Raw genomic sequence first — 20502 nt, 5'->3', positions numbered from 1 at the left:
ATTGGCATCATTAGCGCCAATAAACGGTTAATGACCGGGCCCGTGCCAATCCGGTCTTTGCTTGCGCAGCTCGGCCTCGAGCTCCTCGATGATGCTGTGAAGCAGACACGCTGCTAGCGGATCGGTCACCTCGCGCTCCAGATGCCGGTACCGCGCAATCTGGAATTCCTGCTCTCTCAACTGCTGCTCAGTCATCACAGGCCCTCCGGCGAACCGACGCGGAGACGGCCGGAGAGTTTCGTTACAATTTTCAGATCATTTGCGATGGTTTCCAATCGGTTAAAGGCGCAAGCGGGCTGCGGATTGCCCGAAAAGGCTGCCGCGGGACCGGCGACACCAGCCTGAGCGCGGCGGTTGACGTCCAGACCGTTGCTTCCAATTGCGTGCGCGGCGGGCTTCTGCTAGCTTGAGGTACGTGCCTCATTTCACCTCGCCGGCCGGGTCGGTGACCCGCCTCTGCCGCAACGATGCGGGTAGCGGCTGATTGCCGTGCCGCTGGGGGTGAGGCATGCGCCCAATCTGGGTTCAAGCAGAGTTGGCCATCAAAGGGCCGACCGCCTTAGGGGAGGAATGATATGCAGCGTCTCTTGGTTGCAGGTGTGTCTGTTGCCTTCGCGATCGCAGCGGGTGTCGGCCCGACGGATGCGGCGGACAAGAAGGTTCTGGCCTTCGTCGTCAACGGGGCGTCCGACTTCTGGAAGATCGCCGAGGCCGGGATGAAGAAGGCGCAGGGCGAGCTGCCCAACTACGAGCTCCAGTTCAAATATCCGGAACAGGCTGCGGCCGCCGTGCAGCAGCGCGTGATGGACGACCTCGTCGCCGCCGGTGCCGCCGGCATCATGGTCAGCGCGGTCGATCCGAAGAACCAGACCGAGCATCTCAACAAGGTTGCGTCCCAGACGGTGCTGTTCACCACCGACAGCGACGCGCCGAAATCCAAGCGCGTGGCCTATATCGGCTCCTCCAACACCGACCTCGGCAAGGAGGCAGGAAAGCTGATGGTCAAGGCGCTGCCGAACGGCGGCAAATGCGTCGGCTTCGTCGGCCTACCCGGCGCCGACAACGCACGCGAACGCATCGAAGGCGTGAAGGAGACGCTCAAAGGCTCGAAGGTCGAGCTCGTCGACGTTCGCGGCGACGAGATCGACCAGACCCGCGCCAAGCGCAACGTCGAGGACATCCTCGCCGCCATGCCCGATGTGAGCTGCCTCGTCGGCTTCTACTCCTACAACACGCCGCGGATCTACGAGGTGCTCAAGGAGGCTGGCAAGCTCGGCAAGATCAAGATCATCGGCTTCGACGAGGATCCGATTACGCTCGGCGGCGTCAAGGAAGGCAGCATCGTCGGCACGGTGGTGCAGCAGCCGTTCGAATGGGGCTATCAGGGCATGAAGCTGATGGCGAACTACATCGGCGGCAACAAGTCCGGCATTCCGGCCAACGGTATCATCATCGTGCCCGGCAAGGTCATCGAAAAGGCGAATGTCGACGAGTTCATGGCCTCGATGAAGCAGATGCTGAAGAAATAGGAGATATCCGCGCTGCCCGCCCGCGCAGCCTGCCATGCCAGCACCGTTTCTCGAACTGGTCGACATCAGCAAGAGCTATCCAGGCGTGGTCGCCCTCGACCACGTCGGTCTCCAGGTGTCGCCCGGCGAGGTCGTTGCGCTGATCGGCGAGAACGGCGCCGGCAAGTCGACGCTGATGCGCGTGCTCGGCGGGGTCGTGGAGCCCAGCGGCGGCTTCATTCGTGTCGACGGCGCCGCGCGATCTTCGCTCACCGTGGCGGATGCGATCAAGGCGGGCATCGCCTTCGTCCATCAGGAACTGAACCTGTTCGACAATCTCGATGTCGCCGGCAACGTCTTCATCGGCCGCGAGCCCGTGCACGGCGGACCCTTGCGGCTGATCGACCGCAAACGGATGTATGCCGATGTCGCGCCGCTGCTGGAGCGGCTGGGCTGCGATTTCGCGGCCGATGCGCCGCTCGCCGACCTGTCGCTGGCGCAGCGCCAGCTCGTCGAGATCATGAAGGCGCTTTCGCTCGACGCTCGTCTCGTCATCATGGACGAGCCGACCTCGAGCCTGACGCTCGCCGAGACGGACCGCCTGATGCGCACCGTGGCCGGCCTGAAAGCCCACGGCGTCAGCATCATCTTCATCACGCATCGGCTCAACGAGGTGATGCAGTGCGCCGACCGTGCGGTCGTGCTGCGCGACGGTCGCGTGGTCGGCGCGCTGACGCGTGCGGAGCTCTCTCCGGCGGCGATGATCCGCTTGATGATCGGCCGCGACCTGAAATCGCTCTACGTGCCGCCGGCCGCGCCGCCCGGCGACAGCGTGCTGGAGATCGTCGATGCGGTCACCGACACCTATCCCGGCCGCGCCGTGAGCCTGTCGGTCCGCCACGGCGAGATCCTCGGGCTTGCCGGTCTCGTCGGGTCCGGCCGCACCGAGCTCGCCCGCGCCGTCTTCGGCATCGACCCACTGCGTGGCGGCACGATACGTCTCGATGGCGAGCCGATCCGTATCGCAAGCCCACGGGCCGCCATCGAGCAAGGCATCTATCTCGTTCCGGAGGACCGCAAGGGCGCAGGCCTGCTGCTCGACGTCTCGATCGCCGAAAACATCTCGCTGCCGGATCTGGCGTCCTATATGCGCTTCTGGCTGGTGGATACCGATCGCGAGAACGAGAACGCGGTGCGTCAGCGGGAGCGCCTCAATATCCGCGCGCCCGACGTCAAGACCGCCGTCGGCTCGCTGTCGGGAGGCAACCAGCAGAAGGTCGTGCTCGCCAAATGGCTGTCGATGCGGCCGAAGGTGCTGATTGTCGACGAGCCGACGCGCGGGGTCGACGTCGGAGCCAAGCAGGAAATCTACGGCATGCTGCGCCGCCTGACCGATGCCGGGGTGGCGATCCTGATGATCTCCAGCGACATGGAGGAGGTGATCGGGGTCAGCGACCGGCTCGCGGTGATGCATGAAGGCGCGATCTCGGGCTTCCTTGATCGCAGCCAGTTCAGTGAGCACAATGTGCTGCAGCTTGCCGTTGGCCACACAATCACGGCGGAGGGACCTTGAGCAAGAAAGACCTGAGCCTTCTCGTTCTGATTCTGGTGGTCGGGACCGTTGTCGCCCTGATCAATCCGAGATTCCTGTACGTCGGCAATCTCTCGAACACCGCCAACCAGATCGGGTTGTTCGGCATCTTCTCCATCGCCGAAGCCTTCATCATCATCATCGGCGGGATCGAGCTGTCGGTGGGTTCGGTGATCGCACTGCTGGGCGTCCTGTTCATCGACCTGATCGTCAATCACGACGTCAACTGGGTCGTAGCCCTCGCGATGATCGTCGCGGCCGGGCTCGTGATCGGCCTGGTTCATGGCACGCTGGTGACCAGGATGCGGATCCAGGCTTTCGTGGTCACGCTCTGCGGCCTTCTGATCTATCGCGGCGCGGCGCGCTATTACACCGAGGACGCGACGGCGGGCTTCGGCTTCGGCGCGAGCTTTCCGATGCTGGAATGGCTGGCCGCCGGCCGCACAAACGTGCTCGGATTCCCGCTGCCGCACAGCGTGGTGGCGCTCGCCGTGGTGGCCGTGATCGCCTGGGTGGTGCTTCACCGCTCGGTGTTCGGCCGCTATCTTCTTGCCGTCGGCAAGAACGAGGAAGCGGCACGCTACTCCGGCATTCGCACCAACCGCGTGATCATCTCGGCCTATGTCATCTGTGGCGGGCTGACTGCGTTTTCGGCGATCCTGATCGCGATGTACACCCGGTCGATTTCGCCGGCGGTGCACGGCTCGTTCTACGAGCTCTACGCCATCGCGGCCGCCGTGCTCGGCGGCTGCTCCTTGCGCGGCGGCGAAGGCTCGATCATCGGCGTCGTGCTCGGCACCGTGCTGCTCCAGGTGTTGCAGAATCTCGTCAACCTGCTGGGCATTCCGAGCTCGCTCAATTTCGCGGTGATGGGAACGGTGATCCTGGTCGGCGTGCTCGGCGATCAATATCTGGTGCAGCGACGCCACCGCGCGAGTGCGGCCAAAGGCCGGGAGCAGGCGAGCGTCGCTGCGGCTCCGCTCGAGCGCGTGAAGGTGGAGTGAAAATCTAGAACGTCACCCGCAACCCCGCGTAAAACGCGCGCGGCCTTGCCGGGCTCAGCGAGCGCGGGTCGGTGAAATCCGCGCCGCCATTGGTGAAGTTGGGCAAGGCGTCGCGGTCGAAGAACTGGCCGTAGGTCACGTAACGCTTGTCGAAGATGTTGTCGACGCGGCCGTAGAGCTGGACGTTCTTTGCGATCTGATAGGAGGTGTGGAGATTGAACACCGTATAGGACGGCAGCTTCGCGAACTGGTTGGACTCGTCGCCGACCAGATACTGGCTGGAGACGAACAGCGCGTTGCCGCCGACCTTCCAGACGTCGGTCACGGCATAGTCGACGCCGACCTTGACGCGGTGGCGCGGGACTGCCGGGATCTGATTTCCGGGCCTGACCTGAATGGTCTCGGAAGTATCGTCGGCAAACGGGCTTTCCGAGCCGAGCTCGAGCGGATCAAGGAAGCGGGCATCGACGAACGCGTAACTCGCCTGGAACTGCAGCGTCGGAGACTTGATGTTGACTTCGGCTTCGAGCCCCTGCCGCCGGGTGCGGCCTACGTTCGAAAAATAGCCGAAACCAGTCCGGCCAACGACCGGCACCGCCATGATGTCGTCGTGGTTGGTGGCGCGAAAGCCGCCGATCTTCCATCCGAGGGTGCCGATGTTCAACTCCTTGGTGCCCCGGAAACCGGCCTCCACGGTCTTGGAGACGACCTGCTTCAACGGTGGATCCGCAACCAGGAAGGCCGCAATGAGACAGGGCCTGGCGGGATCGGCGCAGCCGAGCTCGAGCGGTGTCGGCACGCGGTTGGCCTCGGAATAGCCGGCATAGGCGGTCAATTCCGGCGTGATCCTGTAGGTGCCGCCGATGATCGGATTGAAACGCGTGAAGGTGTGATCGCCGTTGAGCGCAGTCCCAAGCTGATCTTCCAACGTGATCCGCGCCGCATTGAAGCGGCCGCCCCCCGTGATGGCGAAGGCATCCGTGACGTTGAACGTATCCATCGCGTAGAGGCCGTTATACTGATTGACGGTCCGCAGCGAGACCGGGCCGGCGACGGGGTCCGCCACAGGAGTCGGTCCCAGGAAAACGCCGCTGCCGCTGACGACGTAGTTCTCTCCCATCGAGCCGATTTCGGAGGAGGCGTTGTAGCGCGTGACGCTGGCGTCATAGGTTGCGCCCACCACGAAGCGGTTGTCATGACCGAACAACTGGTCGGTGTTGGTGGCCTGCCCCGACACGCCGAACGTGGTCGAACGGATCGAGCCGCGGTCGATCGCGCCGAGGATCGTGCCCGGCGCAAATGGGTTGGCAAGCTGCACGCCGCCCGCGCCGTAGGCGGGTGAGGTGTCGTCGCCAAAGCAGAGCAGCGCCGGATCTGCAGCGCACTCCTCCACATCGGTCGGGTTGCCGTCGACGACCTTTTGCTCGTACCTGCGCACACGCGCGGTGCCTTCGAGCGTCCAGGTCGGCGTCGCGTCGACCTTGCCGGTCAGGTTGAGATAGCCGACGCGATTGGAGGTGGTCTGCGGCGTGGTGTAGGTCGCGCCCCAATATCTGTCGAGCAGCTCGGCCGGGACCGTGGCGCTGGCGCCGAAATCGTTCTTGGCCACGCCCATATTGGCGTGGAATTCGCTGTCGCCGGCCCTGTAGCCGACATCGCCGTAGAAGCGCCGCACGGTCGATTGGGAAAAATTGCGGAAGCCGTTGTCGCGCAGTCCTTCGAGCGCACCGTAGACGGCGAAGTTCTGGTCGACCTGCTTGCCCCATTGCGCCGAGCCCTGGATGCGGCCGAACGATCCGCCCATGAGGTCGAGCTCGGCGCCCTGATAGGTGAAGCCGTCCTTCATTTGCAGGTTGATCGCGCCGCCGAGTGCATTGAGGCCGAAGGCCGGATTGTTGGTCACCAGCGTCACCGACCTGATCGCGGCCGTCGGAATCAGGTCCCAATTGACGGCGTCCGAGAAGGCCTCGTTGATGCGGACGCCGTTCTGGTACACCGCAAGGCCTTGCGGCGTGCCCGTCACGGGCGAAGCGACGAAGCCGCGGAATTCGACATCCGGCTGGAACGGATTGCCGGTGACTTCGCTGATGTTGATGCCGGCGATGTTGTCGCGCAGCGCGTCCGTGACGTTCAGCGAACCGGTGCGCCTGATCTGGTTGGCATCGACGGCATTGATCGCCGACGGAACCTTGTCGACATCGAGACCCCGGCCGGTGCCCGGCGAGGTCGGATAGACGTAAAGGCGTGTCCTCGGCGCGGCCGATCCCGGCGCCCCCACGCGCGCAACAGGTCGCGACGGCGCCGCGCGCCGCGCCGAAGGTGGTGCGGTCACCTCGACCGGCGGCAGGTTCTGGACGTTGGTCTCCTCGTCCGGCGCGGCCCCGGCAGGGGTCGCATAGACCAAGCCCGATACCAGCCCGGTCGACACCGAAGCCATCAACAAAGCACGCTTGAACGAAACAACCTTGCCCATCCCCGCCTTCCCATCCGTGACCACCGACTGTTTTGATGTTCCGCCGATTGGTCGGGACGAGTTTATTCGGCCGCAATGGGGACGCCAGCCGCAAAAGGTCGGACCCTATCCACACCCATTTTCCCGACCAAATCGGGAATTTTTCCCGATCGCTTTGGATGCGATCAGGTTGCCGCTGTCGGCACCAGCGCTTCCACGGTCACACCGCCCTCACCCGAGACCACATTGAGCGTGCCGCCGAGCGCCAGGATCCGCTCGCGCATGCCGACGAGGCCGAAGCCGAGCTTCTGGCCTGGCTCCATGCCGCGGCCGTCGTCGCTGACCCGCACCCGGGCGCAGAAGCGGCCGCCGGCCTGCTCGACCGGCTCGATGACGACGCTGACCGAGGTCGCACCGGCGTGGCGGAACACATTGGTGAGCGCCTCCTGCACGATGCGGTAGATGGTGAGATCGGCGGTCTCGCCGGTGGGGCCCAGCGCCGGCGAGATCGAGGTCTCGATCGCAACGTCGGGATGCGACTCCCGCCACAGCCGCGACAGGGATTCGAGCGCCTGGCGCAGGCCGAGCTCGGCAAGGCCCACGGGCCGAAGACGCTCCAGCACGCGGCGATTGAACTGCTGGAGTGCATTGATCTGCTCCAGCATGGCGCTGCCATGTTTGCGCACGGCATCCGCACTCGGCTCGCGTCCGTCCGCCTGCTTCGCCAGCGCGCTCGCATGTGCGCGCAGCGAGAACAGATAGGGTCCGAACTCGTCGTGCAATTCGCGCGCGATCTCCTTGCGCTCGATGTCCTGCAGCGACACCGCGCGCTCGGCGAGGCGCCGCTTGTCCTCGACCGCTTCACCAAGCGTCGCGGCAAGATGGTTGAGCCTGGTGCAGATCGCCGCGAGCTCCGGCGCGCCGCCCGGCGCGACGCGGGCCTCGTAATGTCCGCTTTCGAGCTTCCCCATGGCGTCCGCCAGCGACTGTAACGGTGCCAGGGCACGGCCGACCACCTTCATCATCAGGAAAAACAGCGCAAGCGCGATCACCGAGCCGACCTCGAGCTGGGTCACGATGCCGTCCCAGATCTCGGCGATCTCGTCGTCGGGATGCGAGGTGATCACGAGCGAGCCGGGCTTGCCGCGGATCGAGACCGGCACGCTGACCGCGGTCTGCTCCGGATGGACCAGGCTGACGAACCAGGCCGGCGGGGCACGCGTGTCGACATCGGAGCCAAGCCGGCGGGGCGTCATCGGGTTCCCACCGGAATCGTGCAGCGCGATGCTGACATGGCGCAGGCGACTGAGATCGCGCGCGATCTGGTTCAGCCTGGCATCAGGATCGGGTGCCTCGTTGAGATCGGCAACGATCATCTCGATGAATTCGCGCGCGAGGCGGATCACGCTCTGGTCCTCGGCCTGCACGCGCGGGCCCGCCTCGGCGATCTGGCGGCCGATATTGACCGCGAGCCCCAGCGCCAGCAGCAGCGCCAGCAAGAGATTGATGCGCCCGCGCAAGGAAAGATTCTGCCACATTGGTCTCGCTCGTGCCTCGCGAAGGGTTGGCGCCTGTCCGACGACGTTGACAGAGGCGAACCGCCCGATATCTAATCGGAAGCGTACAGCAATCCCAGCCGGGTTGCATGAGCCGACACGAGACGCGCGTCTTGCCTGGTCAGTCTCATGCGGCGCAGAACAGGCAAGCTCCAAGGGAACGGGCTGTCGCGGGGAACGCCTATGCGCATTCTGATCGTCGACGATCATCCCATCGTCGCCTCCGGCTGCCGTGCCGTGCTGGCCGACGAAGGCGAGATCGAAATCTTGGAAGCCGCCGACGCCGAGGACGGCGAGTGCGTCTTCATCGTCGAACGTCCCGACCTCTGCATCATCGACATAAATTTGCCAACCGTCTCCGGCTTCGAGCTCGCGCGCCGCATCCTAGAGCGCGCGCCCGAGGCGCGCATCATCATGTTCAGCATGAATGACGACCCCGCCTTCGCCGCGCGTGCGATCGAGTGCGGCGCCAAGGGCTACGTCTCCAAGACCGGCGACCCCGACGACCTCGTCGAGGCGATCCGCGCCGTCGGAAGCGGCGGCACCTATCTTCCGACCGCGATCGCGCGCAGCATCGCCTTCGCCGGACCGACGCTGGCGCAAAACCCGCTGTCGAAGCTGAACGCGCGCGAGATGGAGATTCTGCGGCTGCTCAGCGCCGGCAAGAGCCTGTCCGAGATCGCGTGGCTGGTGCAATCGTCCTACAAGACGGTGGCCAATACCTCGTCCATCATGCGCCAGAAGCTCGGGGTGAAGACCTCGGTGGAGCTGGTGCGGCTGGCGATCGACAGCGGTGTCGCCTGACCACGCCACGAATTCGGTCACACAAGCGTTGCAATCTTGGTGTGGTGAGATGCCACGGAGCTCTTAGGCATGACGATTCAGACTGTCTCGACCAACAAATCCCATGGCGGCGTGCAGGGCGTCTATCGCCATGCCAGCCAGGTGACCGGAACCGACATGGTGTTCTCGGTCTATATCCCGCCGCATGCGGACGGCGCCAAGCTGCCCGTGGTCTGGTATCTCTCCGGCCTCACCTGCACGCATGCCAACGTCACCGAGAAAGGCGAATTCCGCAAGACCTGCGCCGAGCTCGGCCTGATCTTCGTCGCGCCCGACACCTCACCGCGCGGCCCCGACGTGCCGGGCGATGCCAACAACGCCTATGATTTTGGCCTCGGGGCCGGCTTCTATGTGGACGCCACGCAAGAGCCGTTCGCGCGCAATTATCGCATGTGGAGCTACGTCACGGACGAGCTGCCGAAGCTGGTTGCGGAGAACTTTCCGGTCGATGCCAAGCGGCAATCGGTGATGGGACATTCGATGGGCGGCCATGGCGCGCTGACGGTGGCGCTGCGCAACCCGCACCGCTTTCGCGCAGCCAGCGCCTTTGCCCCAATCGTGGCGCCCTCACTCGTGCCCTGGGGCATCAAGGCGCTGACCGGCTATCTCGGGCCGAACAAGGAGGCCTGGCGCAACCAGGACACGGTGGCGCTGATCGAGGACGGCGCCAAGTTCTCCGGCTTCCTGGTCGACGTCGGCGAGGCCGACAATTTCCTGAAGGAGCAGCTGAGGCCGGAGCTGCTCGAGGCCGCCTGCGCCAAGGCGGGCATCCCGCTGACGCTGCGGCGCCAGGCGGGCTACGACCACAGCTATTATTTCATCTCGACCTTCATGAGCGATCATCTGCACTGGCATGCGGAGAGATTGAAGGGGTGATGTCTTTCACCTTCTCCCCTTGCGGGAGAAGGTGGCGCGAAGCGCCGGATGAGGGGTTCTCTCCGCTCGCACGACCATTCGTGGGGATGGAAACCCCTCACCCGTCTCGCCGCTACGCGGCGAGCCACCCTCTCCCACAAGGGGAGAGGGAAAACCCCTTCACGGCTTCCCGTAGTTCGGCGCCAGCAGGCGGTTGCGGATGAGATAGCTCATCGTGCGCGACCAGGATTCATCCGTGTTGCCGCGCATGTCGGCGCTGGCGACCGCGACCATGTTGCCGGTCTTCACGTCGCGCAGATAGATGTTGAGATTGATGATCAGGTTGGAGACCTTCTGCACGAGGCCGGTGATCTCCAGATCGGCGCCGAGCTGGCCGGCGAGCTTGAGGTCGCAGCCGCCGCAGGCCTGCAGGTTCGCGCCACGGGAGGCCTCCCGTATCGGCGCGATGTCAAGCACCTGGAACCGGCCCGACTCTGCCAGCTCCTTGCGCAGCTGCTCGCTGATGCGCATGAGCCGCGCCTCTTCCGGCTTGGAGCCGTAGAACTCGCCCGGCAGGCTGGTGTCGACCAACTCGAAATCGAACACCGCGAGCTTCGGTGGATCGGCGAGCGCGCCCGCCCCCGTCGGCAGCAATGCTGCGATTGCCAACAATGCTCGCATGATCGTGATTCCCGGCCTCGCGCGCGCGGGGACGAAATGCGGGGTTGCACGGCCTGACAAATTGGTCATGCTTGAAGCAGAGACAATTCTTCACCGGCGGTCAAGCCGGGGAGATCGTCTGGAGGAAACATGATCCGATGGTTGGCCGGCCTGATCGGCTTTGGTCTTGCCGCGACGAGCGCGCTTGCGGCCGATCCCGTCACGATCGGCGTCGGCTATCTCGCAATCGCCGGCACCCGATCAACGCTGTCGCTCGCCGAGCAGCCTGCCGAGAACGACGGCCTCGCCGGCGCGCGCCTTGCCATCGAGGACAACAACACCACCGGGAAATTCACCGGCCAGCGCTTCACGCTGGAGGAGCGCCGCATCAGGGAAGGCGAGGACGTGGTGCAGGCTGCGACCGCGCTCGCCGAGAAGAACGGCTTCATCGTCGCCGACCTGCCCGCCGATGTGCTCTTGAAGGTCGCGGACGCCCTGCGCGACCGCGGCACGCTGCTGTTCAACGCCGGCGCGATCGACGAGCGGCTGCGCGAGACCGATTGCCGCGCCAACGTCATCCACACCGCGCCGACGCGTGCGATGCTCGCCGACGCGCTCGGCCAATATCTGGTGTGGAAGAAGTGGTCGCGCTGGCTGCTGGTGGTCGGCTCGCACGACGAGGACAAGCTGTTCGCGGATGCTATCAGGCGCACCGCGGCGCGGTTCGGCGCCAAGATCGTGCAGGAGCGAACCTTCGAGGACAAGGGCGGGGCGCGGCGCACCGATAGCGGCGTAGCGCAGATCCAGCGTCAGATCCCCGTCTTCACGCAGCAGGCACCGGCCTATGACGTGCTGGTCGCCGCCGACGAGAGCGAGGTGTTCGGCTCTTATCTGCCCTATCGCACCTGGGATCCGCGCCCGGTCGCCGGCTCCGCCGGCCTCGTGCCGCGCAGCTGGGACGCATCGCAGGATCAGTGGGGCGCGATCCAGATTCAGAACCGCTTCATCAAGCTGAATTTGCGCCGGATGACCGCACGCGACATGCAGGCCTGGACGGCGGTGCGCATGATCGGCGAGGCCACCTCGCGCACCAATTCCGGCGAGGTCAGGAAGGTCACCGATTTCATCAAGGGCCCGGATTTCTCGGTCGCCGCCTTCAAGGGCACGCGGCTGACCTTGCGCGACTGGAACCTGCAGCTGCGTCAGCCGATCCTCCTGGTCGACGGCCGCATGGTGGTGTCGGCGTCGCCGCAGGAAGGATTCCTGCACCAGGTCTCCGAGCTCGACACGCTCGGCTACGATCGCCCGGAGAGCAAATGCAAGCTGAAATGAGGATGCAGATGTCGCGGATGTGGCGTGTTGGACTTCTCTCCGCATTGGCGCTGGCGGCAGCCCCAGCGCATGCGTTCATCGCCTATGTCTCGAACGAGAAGAGCAATACGGTCTCGGTGATCGATACCGACAGCTGGACCGTGACCAAGACCATCAAGGTCGGCCAGCGTCCGCGCGGCATCGACCTTACCCGCGACGGCAAGTTCGTGATGGTCGCGGTCGGCGACGATGACACCATCCAGGTGATCGACGCCAATACCCAAACCGTGGTGGACAGCCTGCCCTCCGGACCCGACCCCGAGCTGTTCGCGCAGGATGCCGCCGGCAAGATGCTCTACGTCGCCAACGAGAACGACAACACGGTGACGGTGATCGACCTCGAGAAGCGCGCCCGGCTCGGCGACATCCAGGTCGGTGTCGAGCCCGAGGGCATGACCATCAGTCCGGACGGCAAGACGCTGATCAACACCTCGGAAACCACCAACATGGCGCATTTCATCGACACCGCCTCGCGCCAGATCGTCGCCAACGTGCTGGTGGACGCGCGGCCGCGCTACGCCGAGTACAAGCATGATTCTTCCGAGGTGTGGGTGTCCTCGGAGATCGGCGGCACCGTCTCGATCATCGACCCCAAAAAGCACGAGGTGATCGGCAAGATCACGTTCGAGATCCCGGGCCTGCGCAAGGAGGCGATCCAGCCGGTCGGCATCGGCATGACCAGGGACGACAAGACCGCGTTCGTCGCGCTCGGCCCCGCCAACCGCATCGCCGTGGTCGACGTCGCCTCGCGCAAGGTGACGAAATATCTCCTGGTCGGGCAGCGGGTCTGGCACATGGCGTTCACGCCGGACGAGAAATATTTGCTCACCACCAACGGTGTGTCGAACGACGTCTCCGTCATCGACGTCGCCGCGCAGAAGGTGATCAAGACCATTCAGGTCGGCGAGCTGCCCTGGGGCGTCGCGATCGCGCCATGACCAGCCCCGCCCCGATCGCCGAAGCGCAGGAGACGCCGAGACCCGAAGGAGCCACGGTGCCGGCGTTGTCGATCGACGGCGTCAGCCATGCCTATGGTCCGCGGCGCGCATTGATGGACGTGTCGTTCAATGTGCAGCCCGCGAGCTTCACGGCGCTGCTGGGACTCAACGGCGCCGGCAAGAGCACGCTGTTCTCGCTGATCACGCGGCTGTTCGGCATCCAGTCCGGCCGCGTCGGCATTTTCGGGCACGACGTCAGCAAGAGCCCCGGCGAGGCGCTGCGGCTGCTCGGGGTCGTATTCCAGCCGCGCACGCTCGATCTCGACCTGTCGCTGACGCAGAACCTGCTCTACCACGCCGCCCTGCACGGCATTGGCCGCCGCGAGGCCTCGGCGCGCAGCGCCGAGCTGCTCGGCCGCATCGGCCTTGCCGATCGCGCTGCAAGCAAGGTGCGCGACCTCTCGGGCGGACAGATGCGGCGGCTGGAGATCGCCCGGGCGCTGCTGCACCAGCCGCGCCTCTTGCTGCTCGACGAGCCGACCGTCGGCCTCGACGTCAAGGCGCGTGCCGACATCATCAGCCACGTCCGCCAGCTCGTGACCGAGCAAGGCATCGGCGTGCTCTGGGCCACGCACCTGTTCGACGAGATCATGCCCGGCGACGATCTCGTGGTGCTGCACCAGGGCAAGGTGCTGGCGCAGGGGCCGATGAGCCGCGTCATCGCCGCAACAGGCGCGCAGGACGTCAACACCGCCTTCATGCGCCTGACCGGCGCACAAACCATGCCTGGAGGCGGCGCATGAGCAGCATCACGACGCGCGAGGCGCCGCGCGGCTTCTCGTTCGCCGAGTACATGACCTGCCTCAGCGGCATCGTCTGGCGCGAGGGCCTGCGCTTCCTGCATCAACGCGAGCGCTTCGTCTCGGCGCTGGTGCGGCCTTTGGTGTGGCTGTTCATCTTTGCCGCCGGCTTCCGCCAGGTGCTCGGCATCTCCATCATCCCGCCCTACGAGACCTACATCCTCTACGAGGTCTATATCGCGCCGGGACTGATGGCGATGATCCAGCTCTTCAACGGCATGCAGTCCTCGCTCTCGATGGTCTATGACCGCGAGATGGGCAACATGCGCACGCTCCTGGTGAGCCCGCTGCCGCGGGGGTTCCTGTTGTTCTGCAAGCTGCTCGCGGGCACCGCGGTATCGCTGCTCCAGGTCTATGCGTTCCTGCTGATCGCCTGGCTCTGGGACATCACCCCGCCGCCCCAGGGCTATCTCACCGTGCTGCCGGCGCTGATCCTGTCGGGGCTGATGCTGGGCTCGCTCGGCATGCTGATCTCGTCGGGCATCAAGCAGCTGGAGAACTTCGCCGGTGTCATGAACTTCGTGATCTTCCCGATGTTCTTCGCCTCCTCCGCGCTCTACCCGCTCTGGCGCGTGCAGGAGGGCAACCCCTATCTCTATTATCTGTGCGAGGCCAATCCGTTCACCCATGCGGTCGAGCTGATCCGTTTCGCGCTGTATGGCCAGATCAACTGGATCTCGCTGGCGGTGGTCGCGGTTTGCACAATCGTCTTCATGATCGGTGCGATCCTGGCCTATGATCCCTCGCGCGGGTTGGCGCGACGCGGGCCTGCGGGAGGCGAAGGATGATTGTTCGGGTTCTGGTCACCTCTGTACTGGTGCTCGCTGTCGCGAGCACGACGGCGCACGCCGCCGATCCGCGCTATCCGGACTGGCCGTGCACCCAGGCGAAGGTGCCCGAGATCTCGCTGGCGGCCGTGTGGGGCGGTCCGCCGCTCGACGACGTCCAGAACAAATGGAAGGACGACGCCAAGATCAGCGCGCTCGTTGCGAAACTGGCGGCGCGCAAGACGCCACTGGATGAGGCGGAAAAGCTGGTGAAGGAGTTTCTCGCGGGTTCCGCTGCCGACAAGACCGCGAACGCAAAGCTGCTGTTCGCCGGCCTGTTCGACACGCTCAACGCCCAGCGCTCCCAGGTCATGAACGGACTCGAGCGCGTCAGCCGCAAGCAGCGCGATGCCGCCGACAAGATCCGCGAGGAGGCAATTCAGCTCCAGGCCCTGCAAGGGGCCACACCGCGTGACGAGGCCAAGGTCCAGGCGCTCAGCAACGAGCTGATCTGGAAGACCCGGATCTTCGAGGACCGTAACAAGGTGGTGCGCTTCGTCTGCGAGGTTCCAACCTCGCTCGACCAGCGCCTGTTCGCGCTCGGACGCGTCATCCAGCAGGAAATGGAATAGCGTCAGTTACGCTGACCGCTCACGAAAAGTTCCCGCAATCGCCCCGGCAACGTTAACCTTTCGCCGCGCTATGTGCCGGAACCAAATCGATTTATTATGGCTTGTCGACGTGAACTCAAGACGTCGGGAGGCCTCGATGGGAACCACAAGAATCATGTTTGCGGGCGCTGCGGTCCTCAGCATGCTCGCAACCAGCGCCTTTGCTGACGACATGACCGGGATGATCACGCGGATCGATCGGCTCAACGGCACGATTTCGATCCAGCAGACCCAGAAGGGCACGGTCGGCGCCAGCACAGGCAGCGCCGGCGCGCTCCAGGAGTACAAGGCCAAGGATGCGGCAATGCTCGATGCCGTCCATGCCGGCGACAGGGTGAGCTATTCTGCGACCGAGACCAACGGTACGGGCACGTTGACGAAGTTGCAGAAGCAGAAATAACACCGTCGCTGCGTCTCCCGCTCACAGGGGGCGGCCAAGCACCTGCATCCAGTCATTTACTGGTCCGGGCGCGGCTCAGGCTGCGTGTCCTCCGTCGGGAGTTTGGCGCCCTCCCAGCCGTCGGTGCCGTCAGGATACCAGGCGATGTTGGCATAGCCGTAAGCGAGCGCACGCTTCGCCGCGTTCCAGGACATCCAGCAATCGGCGAGGCAATAGATCACCAGCAGCGCGGCCTTGTCGCCGCGTGAGGCGCGCGCGAGGCCACGCTGAAGATAATCGTCCATGGCGGGCGGCAAGTTGCCGTAGCCGGTGTCCGGCAGCCAGAAGCTGCCCGGAATGTTCCTGCGCGGCGCGTCACGCCACACCGTGCTCACAGGAAGGTTCTTTGGTTTCGGCGCGCGCGGCATCACGTCAACGAAGGTGCCGCTGTTCGCACGCCAGATCGCCTCCGCCTCGCCGGTCGTGAGCACGCGCGCGCCAGCGAGCGTCGCCGGCACCGGCGCGCGATAATTGTCGGTACGATATCCCTCGGGCTCGAACGGCTCCTGCTGCTGCGCCGACGCCGGGGCCACGAGCAAGGCAACGACGAACGCAGCGGCAAGCGGCCGGCTCATGGCGCCTTCTTGGCCGTCTCCGCGCCGAGCGGCCGGTTGTTCTCGTCCAGCAGCGGCACGCCGAAATCGAGCAGGATCTTGTTGATCTCGCCCTGGTTCTCCTGGATCACCCGGTTGAGCTGCCGCTTCCAGTTCTGGTCGGCGGGTCGCACGCCCATGCCGATGCGATAGACCAGCTTGGACCCGGTGGTCTCCTTGACCAGCGGCATGACGCGCAGCGAGGGGCCGGCTTTCTTCGCATAATAGCCGGCCATCGGTCCCCAGAGCACGCCGGCGTCGATCTTGCCGGCAGCGAGGTCGTCGATCATCGCCTGCGCCGAATTGTCGAAGCGCGTGTCGATCATCAGCTGATAGGGCTTTGCATCGCCCATCAGGCCTGCCAACGCCATATTGGTCGCCGGCGGCGTGCCGGCGACGATGCCGATATGCTTACCTTTCAGGCGTGCGTCCTGCAGCGTGTCGACGTCCTCGAGCCCGCTACCGGTCTTCGCAACCAGTGCATAGGTCGTGCGGTAGTAGGGATTGGTGCCCTGCACGAGGTCGTCGCCCTGCGGGTAGCCCATGATGACGTCGCAGCGATGCGCACCCAACGTCATGCGCACGAAGCCGGCGGCCTGCGGGAAGAACACGTAGTCCAGCTTCTTCTGCAGCTTGTCCGCCAGAAACTCGGCGAGCTTGTTCTCGAAGCCCTCGCCCTTCTCGTTCGAGAACGGCAGGTTGCGCGGGTCGGCGCAGACGCGCAGCACCTTCGGGTCGACCAGCTCGAATGAGAGATCTCCGGTCTCGTTGGTCTGCGCGATGGCGAGATCGCCATACGCACATGATGCGATCACGATCCAGAGTGAAAACCACCAGCGACGATGTCGTCCGGCCTGCGTCATCGCGCTTCCTCCTCGTTTTGTTTGAATGTAATCCATGCAACGCATGACGCGCCACGTGTGCCAACTTTTGCCGGCTTTGCTTTGTTGCAGTGCAATGAGGCCAATCCTTTGAACTGAGGCGGAAAAGTGTCTCGCATCGCTCTCGTGATCGCAGCCTTGTCCCTGGTAACAGCTACGCTAGCACGCGCCGGGGCGGGCGAATTGCCTGTGAGCGAAGTCGCGCCGGGAATCTTCGTACACTCCGGGGCCATAGCGCTGATGAGCCGCGAGAATGAAGGCGGCATCGCCAATATCGGCTTCATCATCGGAGGTGACGCGGTGGCCGTGATCGACACTGGCGGCAGCCTGCGCGAAGGCGAGGCGCTGCTGGCGGCGGTACGAGCGCGCACGCAAAAGCCGATCCGCTATGTCATCAACACCCATGGCCATCCCGACCATGTCTTCGGCAATGCTGCCTTGATGGCAGAGGGAACCAGCTTCGTCGGCCACAGCAAGCTGCCGCAGGCGCTGGCGAGCCGCGGGCCCTTCTATCTCGACAATTTCAGGCGCCTCATGGGCCCCGAGCTGATCGATCCCGTGAAGATCGTACCGCCGACCCTGCTCGTAACGGACACGCTCACGCTCGATCTGGGCTCGCGCCGCTTGACCTTGCGCGCTTGGCCGGCCGGGCACAGCGACAACGATCTGACCGTGTTCGACGAGAGCACCAAAACCCTGCTTGCCGGCGATCTCGTCTTTCTCGGCCACATTCCGGTGATGGACGGCAGCATTCGCGGCTGGCTCGCCACGCTGAAAGAGTTGGAGACGATCCCGGCGCTGCGCGTTGTTCCCGGTCACGGTCCTGTGAGCGACTGGCCAGCGGCGCTGAGCGATCAACGACGTTACCTGTCAACGCTGCTGTCCGACGTCCGCGCCCTGAACAAGAGGGGCGCGTCGATCCGCGCCGCTGCGGACAAGGCGGCGGCGGACGAGCGGCCGCACTGGCAGCTGTTCGAAGACTACAACGCCCGCAACGCAACTGCAGCATTTTCGGAAATTGAATGGGAATAGCGGGCGCGCTACGCTGGCAGGAGATCAGCTTCACCTAAACCGAGGAGCATGACCATGACGGCATGCACACGCCGCCTGCCCCTGATTGCCCTGCTCCTCGGCATCGCCTTTGCCGTGCCGGCGCAGGCGGACGAGGCCTACGATCCCTGGCCGGGCCTGGTGCAGGACATCTTCAGCAACCGGCCGATGAACGACGGCGCCGAGGTCATCGGCATCGAGATGCCCTATCGCGCCGAGGATGCCGCCATCGTGCCGGTGACGCTGCGCAGCAAGCTGTCGCCCGGCGACAGCAGACGCATCCGTTCGATCACGCTGGTGATCGACCGCAATCCCGCGCCGATGGCCGCGAAGTTCGAACTCGGCCCGGACGCCAATGTCACGGAGATCTCGACCCGTGTGCGCGTCAACAACTACACCGACGTGCATGCGGTGGCCGAGCTCAGCGACGGCCAGCTCTACGTCTCCAAAGTCTATGTGAAGGCCTCCGGCGGCTGCTCGGCGCCGGCTGCAAAGAACGTGGAGGAAGCCAAGAACCGGCTCGGCCAGATGCGCTACCGGCAATTCGCCCGTGAAGAGGGTCCGGCAAGCCGGCTGCGCGAAGCGCAGATCATGATCGGCCATCCCAACAATTCCGGCCTGCAGATGGACCAGGTCACGCAGCTCTATATCCCCGCCTTCTTCATCAACCAGCTCAGATTGACGCAGGACGACAGCCCCGTGCTGTCGATGGAAGGCGGCATCTCGATCTCGGAAGATCCCAACCTGCGCTTCACCTATGTCTCCAACGGCGCCAAGCGCTTTCGTGCGGAGGCCCGGGATACGGACGGGCATGTGTTCCGCAATGAATGGGATGTGGAGAAACCGGGGACTTAGTTTTGTCAGACTTGCGCTTGCGGGAGAGGGTGGATCGCCGCGTAGCGGCGAGACGGGTGAGGGGTATGTTTCCGCGCCCACCCGCCTCTCATGCTGGAATATGCCGATAGAACCCTCATCCGGCGCTTCGCGCCACCTTCTCCCACAAGGGGAGAAGGAAGATCGCACCGTCTGTGCCGCGATAGCTAAAAACACCTCACCTCGGCTTCCGCCTGCGCGCGCCTTAAGTCATTCACCGCCGAGTTGGCCTGCTCCGAGGTGCGAAACTGCACGCCGAGATCGCCGCGCACTTGCGACATGCTGAGCGCGGTCTCGGCGGTAACATAGCGCTCATAGGGTATGATCGAGGCGACCACGTCGATGGAGCAGGAACATTGCTCGATCGCGGAGCGCGTCTCGCCGTTGGCCTTCATGCAGCCATAGACGTATTCCGCGCGCGCCGCGGTGGGATAATCATTGGCCTCTTCGGCCCGTGCCACGCATACGCTGGCAGCGAGCGCCGTCAATGCGGCGACAATCGGTCGTAGCCGTCCGGCCAGATCCATGCGCGTCCTCCCGCTGGTTGCGACCAAGGCTATGCTATGCGTATTGTGCTGAAAAGCACTCTGTCAGAGGAAACGGCTCACAAGGTGATGACAGTTTTGGCGCGAATTTGGGCGCTCGCAACGGTGCTGGCGCTAGCCGCACCTGCCGGCGCTGCGGACACAATCCGCCTTGCGGTGCAGAAGACCGGAACATTCTCGTGGGAGCTGGCCGCGATCCGAAGCGCCGGCCTCGACAAGGAGGCCGGCCTGGCGCTGGAGGTCACCGAGCTGGCGAGCACCGAGGCTGGCAAGATCGCGATGCGCGCCGGCAGCGCCGACATCATCCTGTCGGACTGGCTGTGGGTGTCGCGCGAGCGCACGCTCGGTGCGAAGCTCACCTTCTATCCCTATTCCAGCGCGCTCGGCGCCGTGATGGTGCCGGCCTCATCGCCGATCAAGACGCTCGCCGACCTCAAGGGCCGCAGGCTCGCGGTCGCCGGCGGGGCAATCGACAAGAGCTGGCTGCTGCTGCAGGCGCGGATGAAGCAGGACGGCATCGACCTCAAGTCGGAAGCAACCATCGTCTACGGTGCCCCGCCGCTGATCGCCGCCAAGGCGCTGGACGGCGAGATGGATGCGAGCCTCAACTTCTGGAATTTCTGCGCCCAGCTCGAGGCCAAGGGTTTCAGGCGCCTGACCGGCATCGAGGACATCTTGCCGAAGCTCGGTGCCAAAGGCGCGGTCGCCGCGGTCGGCTATGTCTTCGATGAGAGCTGGGCCGCGAGCCATAAGGAGGCCGTCGCGCGCTTCATCGCGATGACCCGCAAGGCCAAGGAGTTGCTGGCGACCTCGGATGCGGCCTGGGACAAGGTCGCGCCGCTCACCGGCACGACGGATCCTGCCCTGCTCAGGACCTACCGCGAGCGCTACCGCGACGGCATTCCGCGCCGGAGCATCGATGACGAGGAAAAGGACGCGCGCGTGCTCTACCGCGTGCTGGCCGAGATCGGCGGCCGCGACCTCGTCGGCCCCGCAGCCGAGCTCGATCCCGGCACCTTCTATCACGCAGTCCCCGGAGACTGAG

Annotated in this window: 21 protein-coding genes; 14 read left to right on the top strand and 7 right to left on the bottom strand. The window is 64.8% G+C overall.

The window, feature by feature from the left end:
- Nucleotides 1-27: 27 nt before the first annotated feature.
- Complete coding sequence (locus tag ACTEK7_RS29855) at nucleotides 28-195, bottom strand: hypothetical protein (RefSeq protein WP_167361689.1); 168 nt, start codon at nucleotides 193-195, stop codon at nucleotides 28-30.
- 380 nt (nucleotides 196-575) lie between these two features.
- On the opposite strand from ACTEK7_RS29855, the gene ACTEK7_RS29850 reads away from it, so the two are divergent.
- From ACTEK7_RS29850 to ACTEK7_RS29840, 3 genes are read left to right on the top strand one after another with little or no spacing between them, the layout of a single operon-like run.
- The gene (locus ACTEK7_RS29850) at nucleotides 576-1529 is read left to right on the top strand and encodes a sugar-binding protein (protein WP_036007875.1); all 954 of its coding nucleotides are present in this window, start codon (nucleotides 576-578) and stop codon (nucleotides 1527-1529) included.
- A 34-nt stretch (nucleotides 1530-1563) separates the two neighbouring features.
- A complete protein-coding gene (locus tag ACTEK7_RS29845; protein WP_225148105.1) occupies nucleotides 1564-3081 on the top strand; it encodes a sugar ABC transporter ATP-binding protein in 1518 nt (505 codons plus the stop codon).
- Nucleotides 3078-4103 (top strand): ABC transporter permease, encoded by a 1026-nt coding sequence (locus tag ACTEK7_RS29840; RefSeq protein WP_036007882.1) that lies wholly within the window; start codon nucleotides 3078-3080, stop codon nucleotides 4101-4103. Before ACTEK7_RS29845 ends, ACTEK7_RS29840 begins: the two co-directional genes overlap by 4 nt.
- Before the next feature lie 4 nt (nucleotides 4104-4107).
- On the opposite strand, the gene ACTEK7_RS29835 is transcribed toward ACTEK7_RS29840, so the two are convergent.
- Nucleotides 4108-6576, bottom strand: a complete 2469-nt coding sequence (locus ACTEK7_RS29835; protein ID WP_225148104.1) for a TonB-dependent receptor — start codon at nucleotides 6574-6576, stop codon at nucleotides 4108-4110.
- A gap of 164 nt (nucleotides 6577-6740) precedes the next feature.
- A complete protein-coding gene (locus tag ACTEK7_RS29830; protein WP_225148103.1) occupies nucleotides 6741-8093 on the bottom strand; it encodes a histidine kinase in 1353 nt (450 codons plus the stop codon).
- A 201-nt stretch (nucleotides 8094-8294) separates the two neighbouring features.
- On the opposite strand from ACTEK7_RS29830, the gene ACTEK7_RS29825 reads away from it, so the two are divergent.
- Together ACTEK7_RS29825 and fghA are read left to right on the top strand one after the other, a co-directional pair.
- Nucleotides 8295-8915 carry a response regulator gene (locus ACTEK7_RS29825; protein WP_036007891.1) on the top strand — a complete coding sequence of 207 codons (621 nt, stop codon included), beginning with the start codon at nucleotides 8295-8297 and terminating at the stop codon, nucleotides 8913-8915.
- Nucleotides 8916-8984: 69 nt separating this feature from the next.
- Nucleotides 8985-9830 (top strand): S-formylglutathione hydrolase, encoded by an 846-nt coding sequence (fghA, locus tag ACTEK7_RS29820; RefSeq protein ID WP_225148102.1) that lies wholly within the window; start codon nucleotides 8985-8987, stop codon nucleotides 9828-9830.
- A 159-nt stretch (nucleotides 9831-9989) separates the two neighbouring features.
- Here fghA and ACTEK7_RS29815 read toward each other — a convergent pair whose 3' ends face one another.
- Nucleotides 9990-10559 (bottom strand): DUF3280 domain-containing protein, encoded by a 570-nt coding sequence (locus ACTEK7_RS29815; protein ID WP_225148101.1) that lies wholly within the window; start codon nucleotides 10557-10559, stop codon nucleotides 9990-9992.
- Between the two features lie 60 nt (nucleotides 10560-10619).
- Here ACTEK7_RS29815 and ACTEK7_RS29810 point away from each other — a divergent pair, with 60 nt between their 5' ends.
- The 6 genes from ACTEK7_RS29810 to ACTEK7_RS29785 all read left to right on the top strand — a co-directional run bounded on the left by ACTEK7_RS29810 (nucleotide 10620) and on the right by ACTEK7_RS29785 (nucleotide 15476).
- Nucleotides 10620-11801 carry an ABC transporter substrate-binding protein gene (locus tag ACTEK7_RS29810; protein WP_225148100.1) on the top strand — a complete coding sequence of 394 codons (1182 nt, stop codon included), beginning with the start codon at nucleotides 10620-10622 and terminating at the stop codon, nucleotides 11799-11801.
- An 8-nt stretch (nucleotides 11802-11809) separates the two neighbouring features.
- Nucleotides 11810-12778, top strand: a complete 969-nt coding sequence (locus tag ACTEK7_RS29805) for a YVTN family beta-propeller repeat protein (protein WP_225133401.1) — start codon at nucleotides 11810-11812, stop codon at nucleotides 12776-12778.
- Nucleotides 12775-13581 carry an ABC transporter ATP-binding protein gene (locus ACTEK7_RS29800; protein ID WP_225142952.1) on the top strand — a complete coding sequence of 269 codons (807 nt, stop codon included), beginning with the start codon at nucleotides 12775-12777 and terminating at the stop codon, nucleotides 13579-13581. The genes ACTEK7_RS29805 and ACTEK7_RS29800 overlap by 4 nt, the downstream gene beginning before the upstream one ends.
- Complete coding sequence (locus ACTEK7_RS29795) at nucleotides 13578-14426, top strand: ABC transporter permease (protein ID WP_036029401.1); 849 nt, start codon at nucleotides 13578-13580, stop codon at nucleotides 14424-14426. Before ACTEK7_RS29800 ends, ACTEK7_RS29795 begins: the two co-directional genes overlap by 4 nt.
- Complete coding sequence (locus ACTEK7_RS29790) at nucleotides 14423-15037, top strand: BAR domain-containing protein (protein WP_225127658.1); 615 nt, start codon at nucleotides 14423-14425, stop codon at nucleotides 15035-15037. The genes ACTEK7_RS29795 and ACTEK7_RS29790 overlap by 4 nt, the downstream gene beginning before the upstream one ends.
- A 136-nt stretch (nucleotides 15038-15173) precedes the next feature.
- Nucleotides 15174-15476: a copper-binding protein gene (locus ACTEK7_RS29785; RefSeq protein WP_036007909.1), complete on the top strand. Its 303-nt coding sequence runs from the start codon at nucleotides 15174-15176 to the stop codon at nucleotides 15474-15476.
- Between the two features lie 56 nt (nucleotides 15477-15532).
- Here ACTEK7_RS29785 and ACTEK7_RS29780 read toward each other — a convergent pair whose 3' ends face one another.
- Both ACTEK7_RS29780 and ACTEK7_RS29775 read right to left on the bottom strand, forming a co-directional pair.
- Nucleotides 15533-16090: a PQQ-dependent catabolism-associated CXXCW motif protein gene (locus tag ACTEK7_RS29780; RefSeq protein WP_036007911.1), complete on the bottom strand. Its 558-nt coding sequence runs from the start codon at nucleotides 16088-16090 to the stop codon at nucleotides 15533-15535.
- Nucleotides 16087-16971, bottom strand: coding sequence for a substrate-binding domain-containing protein (locus ACTEK7_RS29775; RefSeq protein WP_036007913.1), 885 nt, complete (start codon nucleotides 16969-16971; stop codon nucleotides 16087-16089). Before ACTEK7_RS29775 ends, ACTEK7_RS29780 begins: the two co-directional genes overlap by 4 nt.
- A gap of 126 nt (nucleotides 16972-17097) precedes the next feature.
- Here ACTEK7_RS29775 and ACTEK7_RS29770 point away from each other — a divergent pair, with 126 nt between their 5' ends.
- Nucleotides 17098-18021, top strand: a complete 924-nt coding sequence (locus tag ACTEK7_RS29770; RefSeq protein WP_225148099.1) for a quinoprotein relay system zinc metallohydrolase 2 — start codon at nucleotides 17098-17100, stop codon at nucleotides 18019-18021.
- A 54-nt stretch (nucleotides 18022-18075) separates the two neighbouring features.
- Nucleotides 18076-18894: a quinoprotein dehydrogenase-associated SoxYZ-like carrier gene (locus ACTEK7_RS29765; RefSeq protein ID WP_225112026.1), complete on the top strand. Its 819-nt coding sequence runs from the start codon at nucleotides 18076-18078 to the stop codon at nucleotides 18892-18894.
- Between the two features lie 185 nt (nucleotides 18895-19079).
- Here the strand turns inward: ACTEK7_RS29765 and ACTEK7_RS29760 are convergent, their stop codons facing one another.
- A complete protein-coding gene (locus tag ACTEK7_RS29760; protein ID WP_109142938.1) occupies nucleotides 19080-19439 on the bottom strand; it encodes a hypothetical protein in 360 nt (119 codons plus the stop codon).
- Between the two features lie 87 nt (nucleotides 19440-19526).
- On the opposite strand from ACTEK7_RS29760, the gene ACTEK7_RS29755 reads away from it, so the two are divergent.
- The gene (locus ACTEK7_RS29755; protein ID WP_225148180.1) at nucleotides 19527-20501 is read left to right on the top strand and encodes an ABC transporter substrate-binding protein; all 975 of its coding nucleotides are present in this window, start codon (nucleotides 19527-19529) and stop codon (nucleotides 20499-20501) included.
- Nucleotide 20502: the final 1 nt, after the last annotated feature.

This window comes from Bradyrhizobium sp. JHI2711 (assembly GCF_056156565.1).
This window is presented reverse-complemented; position numbering and strand designations above follow the sequence as displayed.